This is a genomic window from Geobacillus sp. JS12, assembly GCF_001592395.1.
GTDB classification, from domain to species: Bacteria; Bacillota; Bacilli; order Bacillales; family Anoxybacillaceae; genus Geobacillus; species Geobacillus zalihae.
This window is the reverse complement of record NZ_CP014749.1, coordinates 2,860,572-2,880,738: the sequence shown is the minus strand read 5'-3', so window position 1 is coordinate 2,880,738 and position 20,167 is coordinate 2,860,572. Positions and strand designations below refer to the sequence as shown.

The following is a 20,167-nucleotide window of genomic DNA, read 5'->3' as shown; positions in this document are numbered from 1 at the left end:
CTTGATACATCAACATTTCTAGAGGGAGGGTAGGATGTGGCGCGCATACGGATTGAACAGTTTGGCCCTGTGGAGCTGTTTGATGAGGAGATCGCGGATGTGACCGTTTTGATTGGTCCTCAAGCGAGCGGAAAAAGTACGATCAGCAAATTGATTTTTTTCTTTCAATCCATTCCTGACGAATGGGTCAACTATTTGCTTTCAGTGCGTCAAACGGAAGAACACAACCCATTTTTCGAGTTCAATAAACGTTTGCGAAGAAAATTTGTCGGATACTTTGGCACAACCAAACATATGAAACCGTTCCATATTCGTTATGAGTATGATGTTCAAAAGTTTGTTCGCCTAGATTTAAAGGACGGTTATGTGCAAATCCATTTCAGCGATCCGCTCAAACGGGAGATCCAGGAAAATTTTTTGCATGTTGTGAAGTTGAAAAAGGAGATGCAATACGAACAACAACAGTTAGATGATTTTTGGAATGTCTCCTCCTGGAAAGTGCGGCAGCAAAATATATTGGAAACGGTCAAAGCCTCCATCGCTGAAGTATTCGGTGATTCCAAAACACCTATTTTTATCCCTGCGGGCAGAAGTCTAGTGGCGACCTTGTCGGATCAGCTTCAGGACATTAATCCGCAACAGCTCGATGTGTTGACAGAGCAGTTTATCGAGCGAATCAATTTGCTGAAGAAGATGTTTTCCCATTCATTTGAGGAAATCATCGAAGATCGCAAAAAATTCTCGACAGAAAAAATTGACTTTGAAGCCATTCGACTGGCCATCAAGATGATCGAAGGCGTGATGAAAGGAAAATACATGTTCTCTGATTATGGAGAGCGGATTTTTTTTAATGAAAGAGAGTATACAAAACTGAAGTTTTCCTCTTCTGGACAGCAGGAAGTGGTTTGGATTTTATTGCTCATTTTCACCGTCATTTTGGAACGGCAACGAGTGTTTATGGTGATTGAAGAACCGGAGGCGCACTTGTACCCCAACGCCCAACAAGAAATGGTGGCCTTATTTGCGTTGCTGCTCAACGTAACGAATAGTACACTCGTGATCACGACTCATAGCCCGTACATTTTGTCTGCTTTTAATATTTATTTGTACGCTGCCAAAATCGGAAGGAAATTGGATGGGCGTGCCAATCCGATTATAGACCGAAAGTTGCGGCTTTCTCCGCAAAGGGTAAAGGCCTATATTCTGAAGAATGAAGGAGGGAGATTCTGCTATCGAAGCATTATCGATCATGAATTGCAGTTAATACAAGCGGAAGCCATCGATGAAGCATCGTCTGCCATCAACCGTGTTCTGGATGAGCTTATGGAGGCGGAGGAAGAGGGGGAATAAACATGGCGGTTGTAGGTTGGGAAAGTTGTTTGCAATATTGCGACCGTCGAAAATTAGCGGTTGTTAAGGAAAAAGGGAGAGAGATTCGTTTTGTCAACGAAGGGGAAAAGAGGGTGGCTTTATACCGTGTAGACGGTTGTTTGATTCAAGAGGGGGTAAAATGCGACTTTTTATTTTTGGTGATCGAAGGGGAGCGGGCATTTTTCATCGAATTAAAAGGGTCTAATCTCGTGGAAGCGGTGCGGCAAATCATGCGGACGGTTGAACAATTAGGCAAGAAGTTGTCTGGATACCGGTTTGAAGGACGAATTATCATGACGCGTGTGAGAACGCCTGATGTAAAATCGACCGATAGGATCAAGCTGGAAAAAATGTTGCGGAGAACGGGCGGTTCGTTAGCGGTGAAAGTGAACTGGGACGAGGTAGAGGTGTAAAGGAACGTGAGGAACGGACCTGTGTTCCAAACAAAGCGAATCTATATTCCAGCAGAACGGGATGACGGCATCCGCATTCTCGTTGACCGCCTTTGGCCGCGCGGGGGGTCAAAGGCCGGGGCGCGTATCGACCGCTGGATGAAGGATATCGCGCCAAGCCCTGAATTGCGGAAATGGTTTGGCCATCGGCCAGAGCGGTTTGCCGAGTTTGCGAGAAAATATGAATGGGAACTGGTGACGGACGAGACGAAGCAGGCGCTTGTCGGCGAGCTGCTTTCGCTTTCCGGGACGGTGACGTTGCTTTATGCCGCCAAAGACGAGCAGCATAACCATGCCATCGTTCTTAGGGAGTTTTTGCGCAACATCGCTAAGGAGGGGTTTGGATGATTCGTGCGATCGTCGGCGATTTGACGAAGGTTGAAGGGGTCGAGTACATTTGCAATGCCGCCAACGGCATCGGACCGATGGGCGGTGGGGTGGCAGCGGCGATCCGTCGGGCAGGAGGGCGCGTGATTGAAGAGGAAGCGATCCGCGTCTGTCAAGCGCAAGACCCTAAGCCCGGCGATTTGTACGTGACAGGGGCAGGCTCGTTGCCGTTTCGCGGGGTGATTCACTTAGTGACGATGAAGCAACCTGCAGGGGCGACGTCGTATGACATCGTCCGGGCGTGTCTCGAGCGGCTTGTCGCGCACTGTCGGGAGCACGGAATCAAGAAGGTGGCGTTGCCGGCGTTGGGGACAGGCGTCGGAAGGCTTGACAAAGAAAACGTGGCGCAGTTGTTTGTGGAGGTGTTGGGCCCGGTCGAGGATGTGGAGTTTGTGGTCGTGGACATTGATCAAGCATTCATCCGTTTTGTCCAACAGCGCCAATAAAGGGAGAAAAAGGGCCTTGACTTCGTCTTGGCCCTTCTTTTTTTGGCAACGAATAACGTGTTTCCTTCTTTCTCATATCATATTATAATAGGAACACACGAATGAATGAGTTTCATTGACTTCCTGATCCGGCGACGGGGGTGGCATCATCGTTGGTGTCCGAATGACGAAGCCGGTGTAAAAGGGAGTGGGGTTTCCTGTTCGAACCGCGACCAGGAAAAACGGCCAAAACGCTTATGCAAGCGTTTTGGGCGCCATCCGGAGGGATGATGATGTTGTTTCAATCGCCAACATTAAAGACATGTCAAGTATTAGTCGATGAATTCCGCCTAGCCCCACAGCCGTTTGAGCCGGAAAAGCTCCGCTTTGCGGGTGTCGGGGGCCGGGACGTTTATAATATTTCCGCACCGTTTGTGGATGAAGGAGAATGGGTGATCGCTGGGCGCGTCGAGGCGCGCGACAGCGAGCAGTCGGAAGTGTACTTTTTCGTCGAGCGCGACGGCGTTTGGGTTCCTCGTGAAGGGGCGCCGGTGTTCGCCTTGCAGGATCCGTTTGTGGCGCGCATTCACGGTCAGTTGGTGTTCGGCGGCGTGGAGACGTTTCCGCATCCGGTGTTTGTTGGCGAGCATAGCTGGCGGACGGTCTTTTACCGCGGACCGAACATTCGCCGCTTAGAAAAGTTCGCCGAAGGGCCGGATGGGATGAAAGACATTCGCCTTGTCGAGCTGAAAGATGGGTCGATCGGCGTGTTCACCCGGCCGCAAGGGGAAAAAGGCGGCCGCGGGAAAATCGGGTTCACCCGCATTTTCTCGCTCGATGAGTTGACGCCGGACGTGATCGAGGCCGCGCCGATTTTGGACGCCCAATTTACGGATGAAGAATGGGGCGGCGTGAACGAGGCGCATTTGCTGGCGAACGGGCTTGTTGGGGCGCTCGGCCATATCGCTTGCTTTGACGAGCACGGCAACCGCCATTACTACCCGATGGTGTTCGTGTTGAACCCGGAGACGATGGAGCGTTCGGAGTTGGAATTGCTTGCGCTTCGCTCCCACTTTTTAGACGGGCCGGCGAAACGGCCGGATTTGGCGAACGTCGTTTTCAGCGGCGGACTCATCCGCAAAGGCGACGGCACGGCTGAGCTGTACGCCGGCGTGAGCGACGCCGAGGCGCAAAAAATTTCGCTCATCGACCCGTTTGTGAAATACGAAGCGCAAGAGCTTGATCGGATGTATGCTTCCGTTTAGGGAAAGGATCGGTGCGACAAACCTTCTCTATGAATGGGGAAGGTTGGCGGCCGGTCCTTTTTCACATTTGGCCGGCCATGTTTCTTGCCTTGTGCGAAGGGCTTCGGTTTGACATAAACGTGACTTGTTTGCGCGATAGACCATAATAGCCAGCGGCAGTCGGAGCCGCGTTGTTCTCCTAGGAGTCGGTCGGACGAAACCATTTTGGCGGATATGGATCCAAAAAATGTTCATAATGTATAAAACGGAAGATTTTGCATTCATATTCGCTGACTTCAATCCATTGGACGGATTCTTAGGGAAGACCTTTTCGCCTCCCATTGCCCCTTTCGAAGCCATCCAGTATACTGAGAAAAAAAGGAATGGGGAGGGGCCTTCGTTGTCTTTGCCGCTTGCTTCTGGCGTGTCGTATGAGCGCTATTGGGTCCTGCGTGAACAAAGCGATGATCGTTTAGAGTATATTGATCGGGCCGTGTATATGACCCCGTCGTCAAGCGTGCGGCATCAGCTCATCTCGAGCCGGCTTCATTTTCAGTTCAGTTTGTTTTTTCGAGGAAAGCCGTGCGATGTGTTGGCGGCGCCGCTTGATGTGGAGCTTGTTGATGAGCAAACAGGGGAACGACATGTGGTCGTTCCCGACTTGACGGTCATTTGCGGCGAAGAACGGTTGGATGGAACGAAGTATATCGGAGTGCCGCCGCTGATCGTCGAGATTTTAAGTCCGTCGAACCAGGCGCATGATCTTGTCACCAAGTTCAATTTGTACATGGCATGCGGTGTCCATGAATATTGGATCGTCAATCCGATGAAGCAGGCTGTGACGGTGTATGTGCTCAATGAGGAACGGCTGTATGAGCAGGCGGATGTTCAAGTGAAAACGGGAACGGTTCGCTCCGTGTATTTTCCGGGGCTTGCAATCGACATGGCCGAATTGTTTCGTTGACAAGATGCTGAGAGGATGGCTTGAAAGCGAACAGCGTGGGAACAATCCCACGCTGTTTCCGTGAAAATGCGCGTGCCTTGATGATTCATGTTCATGCCCGGGTGAAGGGCAAAACGTTGCCCATGAGATGTTTCGATGAACACACGTGCCTGGATGATCCTTTTCATGGCTGGACAAAGAGCAACACTTGTTGATGAAGTTTTTTCTGTGTCCAACAGGATGTTCATCGCCTGCGTGATGTCCCTTTACAGATTCGCGAACGAGAAAGCCTACGCTCTTTAGGCGTGGGATGAAAGTGAGCCGTTTTCTTCATATGGAAATGGCATCCTGTCATTGCTGCAAGGAGGTGAATCCATGCCCACGATCACACTAAAGCTGGAACTGCACAAGCCGACGAAAGCCAAACAAGACATGTACGAACGGATGACAGAAGTGAATACCGCGTTTGCGAATTGGTTGTTGAATCATCCCAAGCTGAATCAAGCGACGAGCAAACTGTTTAAAGAGTTTTCGTCGCAGCGGTTTCCTTCCGCCGTCGTGAATCAGACGATTCGAGAGGTGAAGTCCCAAAAGAAAAACCAGAAAACAAAGAAGTTCCGAACATTCTGGTGTTGCTTTAACAATCAAAACCTAAAAGGCCGGTGAAAAAGTACACTCTAAGGCAGGGATTTAGGGAGCTTATGTCGAAAAAGGAAGAAAAATCGTTGGAATGGAGCGTGAGCGGATCATGAAAGCCCCCAAAAACCCTTCGACTCAGCCTCGGCTGTTTCAAGTCATCGACATGGAAGAACTGGTTCCTCCACATCATATCTTGCGCCAAATCAACGAAGCGGTTGACTTTTCCGTCATTCACGATTGGGTGGCTCCCCTGTACACGGAAAAAACGGGTCGCCCGGCGGCGGATCCGGAACGGCTGCTTCGCCTAATGCTGCTCTCGTATTTGTTCGACCACTCTGAGCGGGAGTTGTATGAGATCCTCCCCATGCATGCCGGATACTTGTGGTTTTGCGGTCTCGACTTTGAATCCGTGCTCCATCCGGATCCTCATCACCCCACACTGCCGGATCGAACGACGCTCGTCAAAACACGGAAACGCTGGCGCCAACATGGAATCTTTGACCGGCTGATGACCTATGTGGTGGATCAATGCATCGCGGCGGGGTTGGTCTCGCCGGATGTCCATGCGGCGGCCGATGGCACCCAAGTGCGGGCGAATGCCTCGATCCACAGCTTGCGGGAGGTCAAGCTCGCTCCGGTGGAGACGTTGGAAGACTATCTGGCCCGCACTGCCCGGGAAGATGAACAGACCGAGGCCCGGGATCCGGATGACGACCCACCCTCTCCGTCTCCAAAATCAGGGGAACGCGTCCATGCCGAAGAACGGGGAAACTTCCGTGGAGCCACGTTTTCCAACCGGACCCATCGAAGCGTGACGGATCCGGATGCCCGGTTGTACAAGAAAGGAAAAGGCCAGGAAGCGTATCCACGGTATCTGGTGCACGATGTCATCGATGTCCAGTCGCGCGTGATTTTATCCAGACGGGCCAGCCTCGCCACTGGAACGGCGGAACGGGAGACGAGTTTGGAGCAGCTGGCTTCGATTCAGTTTCGCCACCCGTCGATTACGATTCGGACCTTGTCTGCGGACAAAGCGTATGGCACCACCGAGTATCTGGAAGCGCTCTTCGTTCAAGGCATCACACCGCTCGTGCCGTTGCGCCGCAAGGAGATGGAGGAGATTCCAACCTGGAAGCGCCGGGCGAAGGATCCCGCTCAGGAAGCAAAGCGCCAGGCGAAAGTCCGAGACGTTCAGATTCGCAATCAAGCGAGGCTCATTCAGCAACAGGGCGGTTATCGATCGATTCAAGCCCTTCGCACGCGTTGTGAGCATGTGTTCGCCGAAGGGAAGGAATGTCATGGGCTGGACCGGGCCCGAAGCCGGGGTCTTTGCGCCATGGAAGAACAGGCGCTGTTGACCGCCGTCGTGCAAAATCTGAAGCGATTGTGCCGGTTTCGAAAAAAACGAGGGGGACCGGCTCTTTGGCGTGCGCAAAACCGGAATTGGGAGCAGGAAGTCCTGCTCGTCTTCCCATCCTTTGGCGCCAAACGGCGGGGAGAATGGCCTCCAAAATTCGACATGTGGGAAGTCTATGCCCCATTAATTCACCGGCCTTCTAAAGGTGGAGAAGAAAGGATCGTTCTACACGGTTTCCTTCCCCACACTGGAGAAGCGAATCGGCGTGCCAGTGGTCACGCGTTCCTATCAAGAAGCGTGGCTGAATCGGCTGCTCGATGGAACCGCCAAACAAGGGGCCGCCAAGCTCTATAAAAAGAGAACGAAATGGTACTTGGCTGTTGCGGTCACATTTGAAGTGGAACCGCGACACGAAACAAAGGTGATGGGGGTTGACCTTGGGCTTCGCTATATCGCCGTGGCCAGCGTAGGAACGAAATCACTGTTTTTCAAAGGGAACCAATGCGCCTTTGTACGTCGACGATATGCGGCTTTGCGGCGAAGGCTGGGCCAAGCCAAGAAGCTTCATATGATTCGCAAAATCGGCCGTAAAGAGTCCCGCTGGATGAAGGATCAAAATCACAAAATCAGCCGTCAAATCGTAAATTTTTCCCTCGCCAACGGTGTTGGCGTGATTCGGATGGAAGCGTTGACGGGGATTCGGAAACGGGCAAAATCGGCCAAAGAAGCGGGGCGAAGCCTTCAGCTTGGGCGTTCCATCAATTGCAAACGATGATCGCCTATAAAGCGGAAATGGCGGGCATTCGGGTGGAGTGGGTGAATCCAACCTACACGAGCCAAACGTGTAAATGTGGTCATCGAGAGAAAGCGAACCGAAACGGCATCCGCTTCCGATGCCAAAGGTGTGGATACACTCTCCACGCCGACTTGAATGGCGCCATCAACATCGCCAAAGCGATTTCGGGCTTTGCCGTCGAACCTAGCGCACTGGTCACAGGTGCGCCGCCCATCGGGGTACACTCTAACCCGATGGGACGGGGTGATGACACACCCCTGAATTTGGGCGTTGTCCGAACCAAAAATGGATGAGGACGCGAACGACCCAAGAATCCCACGGCTTTAGCCGTGTGGAGTGTCAAGGTTGCCTTTGCCGCTTTTCCCGCTCTTTCAACTTTTCTTCCATCCGCTTCAGCAGCTTTTCCCACGGGTTTTCCGTCGTTTTTTTCTTGCGCTTTCGTTTTTCTTCCGCCATGCTCAAGCGCCTCCTTTCGCGGCGGCCGATAAGGCGAGCAAGTCGCGCAGTTCGTCATCGGACAGTTCGGTGATCCACGCCTCGCCTTCGGTGATGATGTCGGCGAGCGCTTGTTTTTGTTCGAGCATCTCGTCGATTTTTTCCTCGATTGTCCCGATGGTGATCAATTTATGGACGTGGACGAATTTCGTCTGTCCGATGCGGTAGGCGCGGTCGGTCGCTTGGTTTTCCACAGCCGGGTTCCACCAACGGTCAAAATGGATGACATGGTTGGCGGCCGTCAAGTTGAGGCCGGTGCCGCCCGCTTTGAGCGACAAAAGGAAAATCGGCGCTTTTCGTGCTTGAAACTCCTCGACCATTCGATCGCGCGTTTGTTTCGGGACGCCACCGTGCAAAAACAACACTGGCTCATCAAACAAGTCGGAAAGCAGCTCTTGGATCATCTCGCCCATTCGCACGTATTGCGTGAAGATGAGGCATGATTCGTCGTTGGCGCGAATTTGCTCGATCAGTTCGATGAGCTTTTCGAGCTTGTGCGACCGTTCAACGAGCTGGCGGGGGCGGCGTTCTTTCAAATACAGCGCCGGATGGTCGCAAATTTGCTTCACACCGTTTAGCATTTGCAAAATCAAGCCGCGCCGCGCAAACGGACTGGCTTCCTTTGCCCGTTCGAGTGTGTCGTTGACGAGCTGCTCGTACAAGGCAGCCTGTTCGGCTGTGAGCGGGCAATATTCTTTTTGTTCAAGCTTATCCGGCAAGTTGAGCGCAACCGCTTCATCCGTTTTCGTCCGCCGCAAGAGAAATGGGCGGATGAGTGTTTGCAGCGCCGCTTTTTTGCGGGCATCGCCTTCTTTTTCGATCGGTCCGGCAAATCGGCGTTCAAACTCGGCCGCACTGCCGAGGTAGCCCGGGTTGAGGAAGTGGAAGATGCTCCAAAGTTCGCCGAGACGGTTTTCAACCGGCGTGCCGGATAAGGCGATTTTATGTTTTCCGCTCAAGCGGCGGATGGCGCGCGCTTGTTTTGTTTGCGCGTTTTTTATGTTTTGCGCTTCATCCAAGCAAATGACGTGCCAGTGCATCTGTTTTAAATCGTCTTGGTCCAAATGAGCAAGGTTGTAAGACGTAATGACGACATCGGCCTCGCCTGCCGTTTGCACGAACGCATCGTTTTTCGCCCGGTTCGGTCCATGGTGCACGTAGACGCGCAAGTCTGGGGTGAAGCGGGCGCATTCTTTTTGCCAGTTGCCGATCACGCTTGTCGGGCAGATGAGCAACGCCGGCGTGTCCGGGCGTTCGATTTCTTTGACGTGCGCCAAATAAGCAAGCAGCTGCACCGTTTTGCCTAGCCCCATGTCATCGGCCAAGCAGGCGCCAAAGCCGAATCGGCGCAAAAAGACGAGCCAGTCGACGCCACGCTGCTGATACGGGCGGAGCGTGCCGTGAAAAGACGGCGGCACATTTGCTTTCGGCAATCCATCAAGCTGCTGGAGCTGGCGGATGAACGCCCGGAACTGATCATGGACGTCAATGTGAATCGGGATCGATTCGTCCGTTGCCTCTTCGCGCTCCTCTGCTTCTGAAAGCAGCGTTTGCGCCACGATATCGTGGATCGGCACGCCTTCTTTTTTCGCCTTTTCCATGAGCGCCTGGGCGCGGCGGACAAGGGCGGGGTCAAGGATGAGCCATTGGCCGCGCAGGCGAATGAGGCGCCGCTTTTGTTCCGCCAAAGCGGCAAACTCCTCTTCCGTCAGCTCAATCCCGTTGGTCGCGACGCGCCAATCGAAATCAGCGAGGCGCTCAAGGCCGAATAATGATTCCGCGTTGACGGAAGGCGACAGTTTCGCTTTGATCGACAGCTGCGCCTGGCGGATGTCGTGCCACCAGTCGGGAAGCAAAAGGCGCACACCCGCTTCCGTCAGCTTTAAGCTGTCTTCGGACAAAAAGCGCCACGCTTGTTCGTCAGACAGTTCATGAAGCAGCGACTCGCTTCCATTGCCCAGCCATGGCACGATCGCGCAAATGCGGCGAATGGCGCGCTGGATCGATGATGCATATGGGCGCCAGGCGTGCGGAATGTCGCTCGCAGGTGTGATGACACTGTCGTCGACGGCGATTAACACCGCTTCAAGCGTCCATACGTCGCCGTCCTCAGGCGGCTCGACGAGGCGAAGCCCGACCGTAAACGGCGGCCGGTCGCCGAGCCAGCCGATTTGTTCAAGCCAATCGTCTTCCGTTCCGGTCCATTGGCCGCTGGGGGAGGCGATCAATGGATAAGCGCGAACGATTTCGCCCCAAATGCCGCGAAGCTCCGGGTCACGCGACAGCCAGTCGGCAATCGCCAGCGACCGCCATGTGGCGACGAACGGATCGGGATCATCGTCCGTGCTGCGCCAACGGGTGCGACCCGCTTCGCTCCATGAGCCGCCTGTGTTTTTCCAAAGGGAAGCGTCTGGAAGGAAGCGGCGTTCCCCCAACCCATTCCAAATGTGTCTCGCCCACTCTTCCAATCGGGCGGTGAATTCATCCGCCCATTCGATGACGGAAAAGCGCGAGTGCGGACGCAACGCGAACAGAGTGAGCGCTTGCCACGGCGACAGCCGCACGATGTCGTCTTCGATATCGATCATGGTCCCGTAAAAGGTTTCTTCGTGCCAAGCCAATAAAGGCGAAACCCATGATGAGGGATGGGTGGAACCAGAGAGCTCGAAACATCGAATCTCTTCATTCCATCTGCAGGAAATCTGAATCGTCTCCAATGCCTTCATGGAAGCAGTTTTCCTTTCTTTAATTCTTCATGAAACGCGCGCAGGCGCGCCGTTTTGGCGAGCAGCTGTTCAAGATACGCTTCCCATTGATCGAACCGCTTCATCGAGCGGTAATGAGCCCGCATCGTTTTCAAGTGGCGGACCGCCTTTTGGTAGCTTGACCGGTTTTTCTCGTTGAGCAGCTTGATCACGGTCCGATGATATAACGGCATGACAAGATCCGTCCCGCGCGCTTGCAATGTTTTGAGCAGCTGCGGATGCAGCTCATCAGCGGTGATGTTCGCCCATAAGAATAGGTCCACGACTTCCCGGTAGCGTCCTTGCCGATACAAAAAGTTGGTGTACTCGTTGACGCTGTACGGAAGGCTTCGCTGCAAAAAATCTTCCCATGCGTCCGAGCGGTTTCGTTGCCGGGCGTACATTTCAAACCAGTGCGCCGCTTCGTCCAAAAAACTGCTTCGGATGGGAGCGGGTATATGCGAAAGATAAAGCGGCCAATCGTCTTTTGCTTTTTCCCAAACGGCTTCAAACCGCTTCAAGAGGCCGTTTTGAATGAATCGCCCGATCCATTCCACCAAAAACAAGCCTGCCTGATCGGGGAACGCGCGGTAAAGCGCCATCGCTTCGTCGTCTTCGCCAAGCAAAAAGGAAAGATGAGCCGCCGCCATAGCGGCGCGGATGTCGTCTCGGTCTTTGGCGAGCCGAAGGAGTTCGGCCCGTTCCTCTTGCCGCCATGTGGGCTTGGTGAACAGCGATTCCCACGCGGTTGTGTAAAAGTCATAGCCGAATGATGACAGCGCCCCGTCCAAAAACAATACATCACGAACATACGGAATCGTCTGTTCAATCAACGCGTTGAGCGACCGCGGCAGCGATTGAGTAGACAATTTTTCCAAGGCGTCAAAGGCGCGGTCGGCGACATAGTTGACGTCCTGCTGCCAGGAAAACTGTCCGTAAGAGGCGAATACGACGTCATTCCACCCTTGCGCCTCTCCGTACTGCCGAAGCTTTTCCAACAAAAAGAGGGCGGCATGAAGCTCCCGCAGCGGACGGGCGCCGGCTTGCTTCCCTTCGTTTTTGCCAAGTTTCGGGAGCAGCTGGAAGGCTAAACGGTACGGCCAGTTTTGGCCGTTTTGATGGCGGGAGAAAAAGTCTTCATACTGTTTCTCGAACTGGCCCCGCCAATCTTCAACCGTTTCATTGGCTGTGATCGAAAGGCCTGCCGTTTTCCCCGCGCGTTTTGGAGCAGGTGTTTTTGATTCATGGACAGCGGATTCTTTCTGCAACGGGCTGATTTGCCCTTTTTTCCAAAGGCGGAACAGCTCGCCAACGTCGAACACGTTGCCGTATATATAAAAGAACAGCGCCAAAACGTGTGGACACAGCCCTTCCGTCCCGCACGGGCAGCGATGGCGGCGGGTGACGTTGGACAAATCAACCATGACGTCATGAGGAGTTTTGTCAGACACGACCCCTTCCACTTCATGGCTGTTGATGACCATCACGTTATAGACGAACCCGTATCTGGACAAATCGCGTCCTTTTTGAATGAGCGTGTGGAAAATGGGATACGGCAATTCTTTCACCAATTCTTCTGCCGCTTGCCGCAAAAGCGGTTTGGAGATCGTGGTCTGCAACATGTCGGTCCGTCCTTTCCGATCCATTCCTTATCATCCTATTATAGCATGTGACAGCATGTCGAAAAAAGAGGGGCAATGTGACAAAACGCGTCTGTTCTCGAGCTGGCATGAAAGGACATTGCGAGCTTTTGAACGTGTACGCGTTTTGATAGAAAGAAAGCTGGTGATGGTTGAACGTCTATCGATGATGGTATAATAGGAATAGAAAAAGTCCAAATGGAAAAGAAAGCAGGTGCATCGAATATGGCGGAAACGCCACGGAACGCGTTATGCCCGTGCGGAAGCGGGAAAAAGTACAAGCATTGTTGCGGAAAAAAAGAGGCGGTTTCGATTTCGTCATTGATTGACCGCGAGTTGATCGAATGCATGAATGATATGCGTGAGTTTGTTTTGCAGCGGTATGAGAGGGAGACGGAAGAGCTTTTAGACCAGTTCCCGCTGGATGAGATGCCGGAGGAACTCGAGCTTGGCGTGCAGATCATGGCGGTGAACTGGATGTTGTTTTGTTGGCCGGTTGATGAAACAGGACAAACGATCTTTTCTGCTTACCGGAAAAGCCGTCATTGGGAGCGGTGGCGCCCGTCCGTTCAGGCTCACATCGAGAGGTGGGAAGGAGCCGTTCCGTCGCTTGGCGAGTTCATCGGCTATGATGACGACAATCGCCCCGTTGTCCGGGATTTGTTGACGGGAGAGGAAAAGATCGTTCATTTATTGACTTCCGATCAATGGCCGAGCGTGATCGAAACAGGAGATGTGGTGTTCGGCTTCCTTGTGCCGTACCAAGACGTGTTCACGTGTTTCACAGCGGTGTTTCCGCTCCCGGCGTCAGGGAAAGATCGATTGCTTCGGGCGATTCAACAAGAAAGGGAGTGGAGCGGTCAGCCATCGGCTTTATGGATGCGCGATCGGTTCGTCGCTGTGCTTTCCGATGTGCTCTTGGAGTGGCTTTGGCAGTTCGCCAAACAGTTCAAATGGGATGATCCGAAACAAGCGGCCGTCATTCGCGAGCTCGATGAAAACGAGCCGGAGGCGCCAGCGGCGCTGCTCAATCAAGCGTTCGCCATATGGGCGATCTATTGCGGAAAAACATCCCGCCTCCCTTATTCGGTTCCCGTCTACGCCGCGGCGCTCCGCTATGTGGCTGGGCATTTGATGAAGGCGGAAGGATCGGAGGTGGAAGACATCGCCGATCGGTATGACGTGATGCCAGAAGATGTGCGATCGGCGGCGTTGGATTTTTTCCTGATGGCTGTTGATGATGAAGACGACGAGAAATGGCTCGATGACTGGGAGGAAGACTGGTTCGAAGAGGAAGGGGATGAGCTTGATGCGCGCATCAATGAATGGATCGATGACATCGATCTGATGTTGATGCGTGAAGGATGGAACGAGAAGCGAGTCAACCGTCATATTGACCGCGCCATCCGTTCGTGGCGGAATGAGGGCCTGCTCAAGGAAGTGAATGAAAAAGAATTGCGTAAAGAACTCCGCGATGTAGCGTGGGAGATCTTCACCGATCGGGGATTCATCTAGAAGCTGGCAGAAAAACGGGCGCTGCGCGCAAGTCAGCGGCATTTCGTCAGAAAGGAAAGCCGGTTCCACAAGGGCTCTCTCATTCAACCATCATGGAGCTCAACCCAAGCTCTCTATAAGCAGAAACAGGGAATGGAATACGTTCCATTCGTGAAACTCCAAAAAAAGCGGCGGGGAACGATCCGTTTTGACCGAATCCATAATGGATTGGGAAAAATGGCTTTGTGCGCAATTCCGACCGTTTTTAATATCTTGGTCGCCGTTTTGGAAAGGAAAGATTGGTTCATCACCAAAAGATGTACTTGACTTTTAAAGACAAACATGATAGCAATGTTGCTCAAAGAGATGTGTGGTATAAAAAGGAAAAATGCTGTTTTGATTTTCTCTATCATAATCGTCTTTCTTTGTCAAGTACACTTTGTGGTGAAGAGCCGAAAGATTAGAAGGGAGGATTTTGCATGGCAATCGGCCGAAATGACCCGTGCCCGTGCGGAAGCGGGAAAAAGTATAAGAAATGCTGCATGAACAAACAGCAAAAGCATGAGATCAAGCGGGTGCGGCAGCGCCGCTTTTTTGACCAAAAATATGAGCTGTCGCAAATGGTGCAACGGTTTTTGGATGAAGCGCTGTCTTACGATGAACGCGAAGCGGTCAACCGTACATTTCGCCAAATGATCGAACAAAAGGATCATCGTGAAGAGTTGAAGGTGTTTGAGACGCTTTGGCGTTTTTTCCTCCATCGTTATCCGAATGGATTGCGCGGCGTTGAATGGTTTCAACAGGAAAAAGGGCGTCGTCTTTCTCCAGAGCTGAAAGAAATGTTGGACCGCTGGGTTCGGCTTGTGCCGCGCCTTGTGCAATTTGTCGATTTGGATGATGAAGGAGGAGTGGCGGTTGACCGGTTGACGGGCGAGAAACTTCTCATGCCGTATTGCGAGACATTGGAGGTTGTGCGCCCTTGGGGCGGCATGTTTGCCTTTTTGGAGCCATTTGACGGCGGCTATTACGTTTGCGGTGTATCATCGATCGTAGATCCGAAGGGCGTGGAACGGGCGGAAGAGAACATTCGCGTCTTGTTGACGCAAACCGATTGGCCGTATGACAAGGTAGCCGTTGAACATTTTCTCGATATCGTCGATGCAGGCTATCCTCCGAAGGCGGACGATGTACAAGAGGAGCGCACGCGGTGGACGTATGAATACGAATGCCAAGAAGCCGCTGAGGCGATGAGGAAGCTTGCTTCGATTGGACGCGCTCACATTGATCATGATGATGGGGAGAAGGTGGAAGGTTCGTGGTGCACCAATGTGTACCATTATGTCGGGGTGATTTCCCCCAAGCTGATTCGTGTATTTGAATTAGGCGGGTCATTATCGGCTCATCGGTCGCGTCTCGTGTTGTCTACCGAGGAGGAAGGGACGGCCGAACAGCTCGTGTCGCTGCTGCAAGCGTTCGGGTATTCCCCAAAAGAACGAAAACGGCGGACAGAAGCTGTTTTGCGCCGAAAATGGATCGAAAACGTTTCGCTTCATATTGATTCAGACCCAGACTCTCCCCTTGGGTGGCAACGATGGCCGGATTGGATGTTCAAATGGAAAAAGCCCTTCACACCCCACTTGAGAAATGGAATGGAAAAACCCTCACGAAATGGCGCGCGAGGGGCGTGTTCAGGAAGTGGATGAGTGGCTGAAAGAGTATGAATTCCATTTATTTAACATGCAAGAACGAGCCAATTTGCCGGTGCTCATCGGAGTAAATTCCATTCGCTCCCGTTATGGATTGCCCCCATCTCCGTTTAGCTCATCACATCGTCTTTCGGACTTATGGAAAATGAAATGGATGGGGCCGGAAAGAACCGAGACGTTGTTGATCCGCGCGGAATGGGAAGGGATGTATTTCACCGATGACGCATTGGCGTTTTATAACGAAGTCATCGTGAGCGGAGAAAAAGAAGCCAAAGAGGCGTTTGGGGCCATGGTTTTGCTCGTGTGTGAATATATGAACGGGCGGACGTTTTCATCGTGGCAGGACGTAGGAGAAGAAGACTGGAAACAATGCATCGTCGAGCAAATCCCGTCAAGATGGAGTTCGTTTTCATGGGAAGTGGTGAGCCGAGCGCTCGATATGTTGCTTGAGTGGGCCGATTGGCTGGACCGCCGTTATGGAACGAATCATCGAACTGTTATTGGTGCCGTGCTGGAAGAGGTCAGAAGCGAATTGGAACATTGCTTTGCTCTGCTGGATGAATGGGGGGGCGAGAGAGGAAAGGCGGATGAGGAACTGATGGCTTGGCAGCTTGCCCATTTGTTTGGCTTGTCTATTCCCCTTTCCGTCAGTTTCTCGTTTTTCCGCGTCAAGCGTGTGGAACAGGGGAAGGCGGTGCTGGATTGGCTTGCCCATAACCGAACGGTGACATGGGACATTCCGAAGCGGGCAGAGCCGCATCTGTTGCCGGGCATGTATATCGTCGCCGCGACCGATCGCAATGGCAAGATGGACGATCTTGCCCGCGTGTATCCGCCGTCTTTCTCTCCGTACGTAGAGCCGTGGCTTCAGGCGCTGGAAGCGTGGCCAGACAAGGCGGAGACAGAATGGGTTGCGTTTCAAGAGCGCCTGCTTGCCTCGTTGTCTCGCTTGATTCGCCGGCCGTAGGCGTCCCGACGGATGACGGGGCGCTTTTTCTCTTGCCATTACGCAGGTAAGAACCGGTCATATTCTTAGAATTTTGGTTGGGCGCAAAAAATGGGAATGTGCTTGGGACGAGCAGCGAAAGTCTAAAAGGCCGGTGATTTAGTGAAAAATCTCGGAAAATGGACTTTTTTCTCAAATAGAGAAGTCTTGCAAAATCAACGCTTCTCTTTCGGCCGAAAACAATGGGTTCGGCGAAATCAGTCGTTTTTCACCAGCCTCCTAAAGTTCTTGCGACATGTATCGATGAAAGCAGTTTCGTCGTGCGTTGAAACCTCCTCCCTAGTGCTCAGCGAGGCTGCATTCCTCTGGCGCGCATACTGCGAAATGAATGAACCGGTCATCAAGAATCCTGCTGTGTATGCGGCTGCACTCCGTTATTTGGCGAGTGAAATGGCTGGAAGAGAATTTGTCAATATAGAAGATGTTTCCAAACGATACGGTGTTCCTGTAGAGGAAGTGGAAGCCGCTGTGATGGAATTGTTTTTATTTCGCACAGAGTTGCTCGATGATGGAGATGATGAGGGCGAGAATGATGATGAGTGGCTCTTTGACGATGGGGATGACGGTGATGAGATCTGGTTCGACGACGGTGGGATGGAGGATGGTGATGAGCTGGACCGTGCGATTGAGGAATGGCTTGACCAAGTTGAGGAGTTGTTTGATTGCGAGGGCTGGGACGTTGATCAAGTCCATCGCTTGATCGACAAAGCGATCCGAACATGGAAAAAGGACGGGTTGCTTGAAGGAGTCGATGCAGCTGAGTTGCGCAAGGAGCTCGAGGAGCTCGTCTGGGAGACGTTTGCTGAACGGGGATTTTTGTAAGGCGGCGGACAAAGCAGGCAACGAAGCGCAGATGGGTGCGAAAGAAGGTGTCCTTGGGAGATGCCGAACCCCTTCTTTCGCGTGCACATATACATGTCTGGCTGTTGCTGCTTCCGGGTGCCGCGACGGTTGCTGAATGGATTGGAACCGGCATCGCGGAGGCCGGATTGTGGCGGTTGGATCGTTACAATCGGATATAGGCCAGCCGCTCGTTCGCTTCCTCGACGTCAAAGGCATCAGGATCAAAATCTTCGCCTTTCATGTCGTACATCCAGTCTACCAGCTCGCGCAATTCGGGATCGGCAAGAGAGTCTTTTTGCGCCGCCGCTTCCAGCAGCTCCAGGTAGCCATAGACACCGCCGCAATCCTCGGGAGGGCATGCCCGTTTTCCTTTCAGGCAAGCGGCGCGTTCCAACGGTTTTGGGAGTGTTTCAATCTTTTCAACAGTGACGGTATGGCGCCAGTAGTCGCCAAAATAGTAAATATATAGAAACTTTTGTTTTTCTTCCGTCAGCCATTGCTGTAATGGGATGCGGCGGGCGTCCATCAGTTCTTTTTCCAGCTGAAACGAATCCCAGCCGTCAGGGATGCCGATGAGAACGCTTCCGAAATCGAATTCGTATAAATGGGCTTGTTCCCATCCCATCGCTTCTTGGATGATGAGATGAAGCTCGTGAAATGTCGCATGTCCGGGAACAAGGACGCGCCGCCAAATCGGCGGGCGGATGCCGTTTAATGTGATTTTCAGCTGGTAGGCTGTTTTGGACCGCCGCCGTTTGGAAGGGGGTGCGCTCTTTGGCGCCTCAACCCATCTGCCGTGTGGACGGTCCCGCTCTGTCGGATGGAACATGGCAGACAATTCGTCGATCAGTTTAGCAAGATTGTCGGGGTTCATAGCCCTCGTCTCCTTTCGGATAAACGTTTTGTATAATAGTAGTTTATCCTGTCCATAGTAGAATTTAAACATTATTGATGGAAATATTGAAAAAAGAAAGATGGAAGGGGAGGATGACGCATGTCGATCGGCCGCGTTGTAGTGGCTGTCGTATGAAGAAGCATGATGCAGAAAAAGGAGAGCCGTTGTCGGTTGATGGATGCCGCCTCGCTAGTTTTGTCGAGCGGTTTTCCGAAGCGGCAGACAGGAAATTCCCCGTTGTGCGCGAACGATATAGTAGACAAATTGGGGACAACGGGGGAGGGAATGGGCATGAGGCGAGGGACATGGCTCGCCCTGTCGTTTTGTTTGCTATGGTTGGCTGCGGCTGCTTGGCCGGTGGGGGCGAAAGGGGAGAGTGGGAAAACCGCTCAGTTGGCGGTGGTGACGGCGGATCAGGTGAACGTCCGCCAAGGGCCGGGAGTGCCGTATCGTCCATTGGCGAACGTCCACCGGGGCGAGGCGTATCGGCTGATCGAGGTCAAGGATGGATGGGTGAACATCGAGTGGAAACCGAATCGAACCGGGTGGCTCGCTGCGCGGTACGTCGCGTTGGCAAAAGAGACAGCCGTCGTGCAAGAAGACCGGCTCCGCCTTCGCCAAGAGCCGAGCCGAGATGGGCGAATTATCGGGCATTTGGCGCGGGGAGAAACGGTATGGGTCATCAAGGAAGATGGGGAATGGACGGAAGTGATCGCAGACGGTGCGATCGGCTGGGTGTCTTCAGCATACCTCACTGCGGCTCGGGAGTCATCGATTTCGCATCAAACCGGAATCGTCAACGCCAGTTCGCTCAACGTTCGGGCTGAGCCGTCATTGAAGGCAGCGCGCGTCGGACGCCTTGTCCGTGGTGAAGAGGTCGAGATTGTAGAAAAGAAACCGGGATGGTATAAAATTGCCTCCTCAACAGGGCTTGGTGGCTGGGTTTCGTCCGCGTATGTGCAGGTAAAGGGTGGACAAGCCAATGAAAAGGAAGCGGAAGCGCCCCAGTCGGCTGACCGCTCGCTGCTTTCAGCCATCGCGCCTAGCGACTCGCGCCTGTATGTAGACAGCTGGACGCGCGGTCCTGTTCAGGCGCTGGCCGGAAAAACGATCGTTCTTGACGCTGGCCACGGAGGCAAAGACGGCGGTGCGAAAAGTGTCGATGGCATCAAGGAAAAGGAGTTGACGTTGGAAACCGCCAAGCTTCTGAAAAACAAGCTGCAATCTTACGGCGCCCGCGTCGTGCTGACGCGCTCCGGCGATGAGTATGTGCCGCTGTCGGCGCGTGTTGCCGCCGCCCGCCTGTATCAGGCGGACGCGTTTATTAGCCTGCATTACGACAGCGCCGCTGATCCAGATGCGTCCGGCATCACCATTTACTATTACGATCGGTTTGCGGACTACGAATTGGCGCAATCGTTCCAAGGGCTGTTCAGGCAACTTTCCGCATTGCCGTTTCGCGGCATCGCCTTTGGTGACTATTACGTGTTGCGAGAAAACGAGAAGCCGTCCGTGTTGCTTGAGCTCGGCTATTTAAGCAATCGGTCGGACGCTGCGGTTGTGGCGACAAACGGTTATCAAGAAGCGGTGACGACGGCCATCGTGAACGCGGTGCGCCATTATTTTCAATAGTACGTCCCTTTTCTAAAAAGTGGATAGCGGATCTACTGCGGCATGACAAAAAGCGCCCCGAAAATCCGGGGCGCTTTTTGTCGCCTCGCCTTGTTTGG

Annotated in this window: 14 protein-coding genes and 3 pseudogenes; 14 read left to right on the top strand and 3 right to left on the bottom strand. The window is 53.0% G+C overall.

Annotation, left to right across the window (positions count from 1 at the left end; translation table 11 throughout):
- Positions 1-36 precede the first annotated feature (36 nt).
- The 9 genes and pseudogenes from A0V43_RS14080 to A0V43_RS14040 form a co-directional block, all read left to right on the top strand.
- On the top strand, positions 37-1,350 hold the full coding sequence (locus A0V43_RS14080; protein WP_063193399.1) for an AAA family ATPase: 1,314 nt from the start codon (positions 37-39) through the stop codon (positions 1,348-1,350).
- Between the two features lie 2 nt (positions 1,351-1,352).
- A complete protein-coding gene (locus tag A0V43_RS14075; protein ID WP_063193398.1) occupies positions 1,353-1,784 on the top strand; it encodes a hypothetical protein in 432 nt (143 codons plus the stop codon).
- A gap of 6 nt (positions 1,785-1,790) precedes the next feature.
- Positions 1,791-2,171 (top strand): DUF488 domain-containing protein, encoded by a 381-nt coding sequence (locus A0V43_RS14070; RefSeq protein WP_063193397.1) that lies wholly within the window; start codon positions 1,791-1,793, stop codon positions 2,169-2,171.
- Positions 2,168-2,656: a macro domain-containing protein gene (locus tag A0V43_RS14065; RefSeq protein WP_063193396.1), complete on the top strand. Its 489-nt coding sequence runs from the start codon at positions 2,168-2,170 to the stop codon at positions 2,654-2,656. Before A0V43_RS14070 ends, A0V43_RS14065 begins: the two co-directional genes overlap by 4 nt.
- A 272-nt stretch (positions 2,657-2,928) precedes the next feature.
- On the top strand, positions 2,929-3,900 hold the full coding sequence (locus tag A0V43_RS14060; protein ID WP_063193879.1) for an MTP-1 family protein: 972 nt from the start codon (positions 2,929-2,931) through the stop codon (positions 3,898-3,900).
- A 379-nt stretch (positions 3,901-4,279) separates the two neighbouring features.
- On the top strand, positions 4,280-4,843 hold the full coding sequence (locus A0V43_RS14055; RefSeq protein ID WP_063193395.1) for a Uma2 family endonuclease: 564 nt from the start codon (positions 4,280-4,282) through the stop codon (positions 4,841-4,843).
- Positions 4,844-5,197: 354 nt separating this feature from the next.
- Positions 5,198-5,479, top strand: a pseudogene (locus A0V43_RS14050) (RNA-guided endonuclease TnpB family protein); the annotation flags it as partial.
- A 73-nt stretch (positions 5,480-5,552) separates the two neighbouring features.
- Positions 5,553-7,021: pseudogene (locus tag A0V43_RS14045) on the top strand (IS5-like element ISGka1 family transposase).
- Positions 7,018-7,907 (top strand): annotated as a pseudogene (locus tag A0V43_RS14040) (RNA-guided endonuclease TnpB family protein); the annotation flags it as partial. The pseudogenes A0V43_RS14045 and A0V43_RS14040, both read left to right, overlap by 4 nt.
- A gap of 165 nt (positions 7,908-8,072) precedes the next feature.
- Here the strand turns inward: A0V43_RS14040 and A0V43_RS14035 are convergent.
- On the bottom strand, positions 8,073-10,835 hold the full coding sequence (locus A0V43_RS14035) for a DEAD/DEAH box helicase (RefSeq protein ID WP_063193393.1): 2,763 nt from the start codon (positions 10,833-10,835) through the stop codon (positions 8,073-8,075).
- Positions 10,832-12,475 (bottom strand): hypothetical protein, encoded by a 1,644-nt coding sequence (locus A0V43_RS14030; RefSeq protein WP_063193878.1) that lies wholly within the window; start codon positions 12,473-12,475, stop codon positions 10,832-10,834. Before A0V43_RS14030 ends, A0V43_RS14035 begins: the two co-directional genes overlap by 4 nt.
- A 216-nt stretch (positions 12,476-12,691) precedes the next feature.
- Here A0V43_RS14030 and A0V43_RS14025 point away from each other — a divergent pair, with 216 nt between their 5' ends.
- The 4 genes from A0V43_RS14025 to A0V43_RS14015 all read left to right on the top strand — a co-directional run bounded on the left by A0V43_RS14025 (position 12,692) and on the right by A0V43_RS14015 (position 17,521).
- Positions 12,692-14,008 (top strand): SEC-C domain-containing protein, encoded by a 1,317-nt coding sequence (locus A0V43_RS14025; protein WP_063193392.1) that lies wholly within the window; start codon positions 12,692-12,694, stop codon positions 14,006-14,008.
- A 458-nt stretch (positions 14,009-14,466) separates the two neighbouring features.
- A complete protein-coding gene (locus A0V43_RS20555; RefSeq protein ID WP_236930834.1) occupies positions 14,467-15,690 on the top strand; it encodes an SEC-C metal-binding domain-containing protein in 1,224 nt (407 codons plus the stop codon).
- Complete coding sequence (locus A0V43_RS20550; protein WP_236930833.1) at positions 15,683-16,660, top strand: hypothetical protein; 978 nt, start codon at positions 15,683-15,685, stop codon at positions 16,658-16,660. The genes A0V43_RS20555 and A0V43_RS20550 overlap by 8 nt, the downstream gene beginning before the upstream one ends.
- Positions 16,661-17,023: 363 nt before the next feature.
- Positions 17,024-17,521, top strand: a complete 498-nt coding sequence (locus A0V43_RS14015) for a hypothetical protein (protein ID WP_236930832.1) — start codon at positions 17,024-17,026, stop codon at positions 17,519-17,521.
- A gap of 184 nt (positions 17,522-17,705) precedes the next feature.
- Here the strand turns inward: A0V43_RS14015 and A0V43_RS14010 are convergent, their stop codons facing one another.
- On the bottom strand, positions 17,706-18,416 hold the full coding sequence (locus tag A0V43_RS14010) for a plasmid pRiA4b ORF-3 family protein (RefSeq protein ID WP_063193391.1): 711 nt from the start codon (positions 18,414-18,416) through the stop codon (positions 17,706-17,708).
- Between the two features lie 312 nt (positions 18,417-18,728).
- Here A0V43_RS14010 and A0V43_RS14005 point away from each other — a divergent pair, with 312 nt between their 5' ends.
- The gene (locus A0V43_RS14005) at positions 18,729-20,069 is read left to right on the top strand and encodes an N-acetylmuramoyl-L-alanine amidase family protein (protein ID WP_063193877.1); all 1,341 of its coding nucleotides are present in this window, start codon (positions 18,729-18,731) and stop codon (positions 20,067-20,069) included.
- Positions 20,070-20,167: the final 98 nt, after the last annotated feature.

Coding starts and splice junctions, on each gene's coding strand:
- A0V43_RS20555 (WP_236930834.1), top strand. CDS start 14,467: ATGGCAATCGGCCGAAATGACCCGTGCCCGTGCGGAAGCGGGAAAAAG.
- A0V43_RS14065 (WP_063193396.1), top strand. CDS start 2,168: ATGATTCGTGCGATCGTCGGCGATTTGACGAAGGTTGAAGGGGTCGAG.
- A0V43_RS14030 (WP_063193878.1), bottom strand. CDS start 12,475: ATGTTGCAGACCACGATCTCCAAACCGCTTTTGCGGCAAGCGGCAGAA.
- A0V43_RS14015 (WP_236930832.1), top strand. CDS start 17,024: ATGAATGAACCGGTCATCAAGAATCCTGCTGTGTATGCGGCTGCACTC.
- A0V43_RS14075 (WP_063193398.1), top strand. CDS start 1,353: ATGGCGGTTGTAGGTTGGGAAAGTTGTTTGCAATATTGCGACCGTCGA.
- A0V43_RS14010 (WP_063193391.1), bottom strand. CDS start 18,416: ATGAACCCCGACAATCTTGCTAAACTGATCGACGAATTGTCTGCCATG.
- A0V43_RS14060 (WP_063193879.1), top strand. CDS start 2,929: ATGTTGTTTCAATCGCCAACATTAAAGACATGTCAAGTATTAGTCGAT.
- A0V43_RS14025 (WP_063193392.1), top strand. CDS start 12,692: ATGGAAAAGAAAGCAGGTGCATCGAATATGGCGGAAACGCCACGGAAC.
- A0V43_RS14005 (WP_063193877.1), top strand. CDS start 18,729: ATGAGGCGAGGGACATGGCTCGCCCTGTCGTTTTGTTTGCTATGGTTG.
- A0V43_RS14035 (WP_063193393.1), bottom strand. CDS start 10,835: ATGAAGGCATTGGAGACGATTCAGATTTCCTGCAGATGGAATGAAGAG.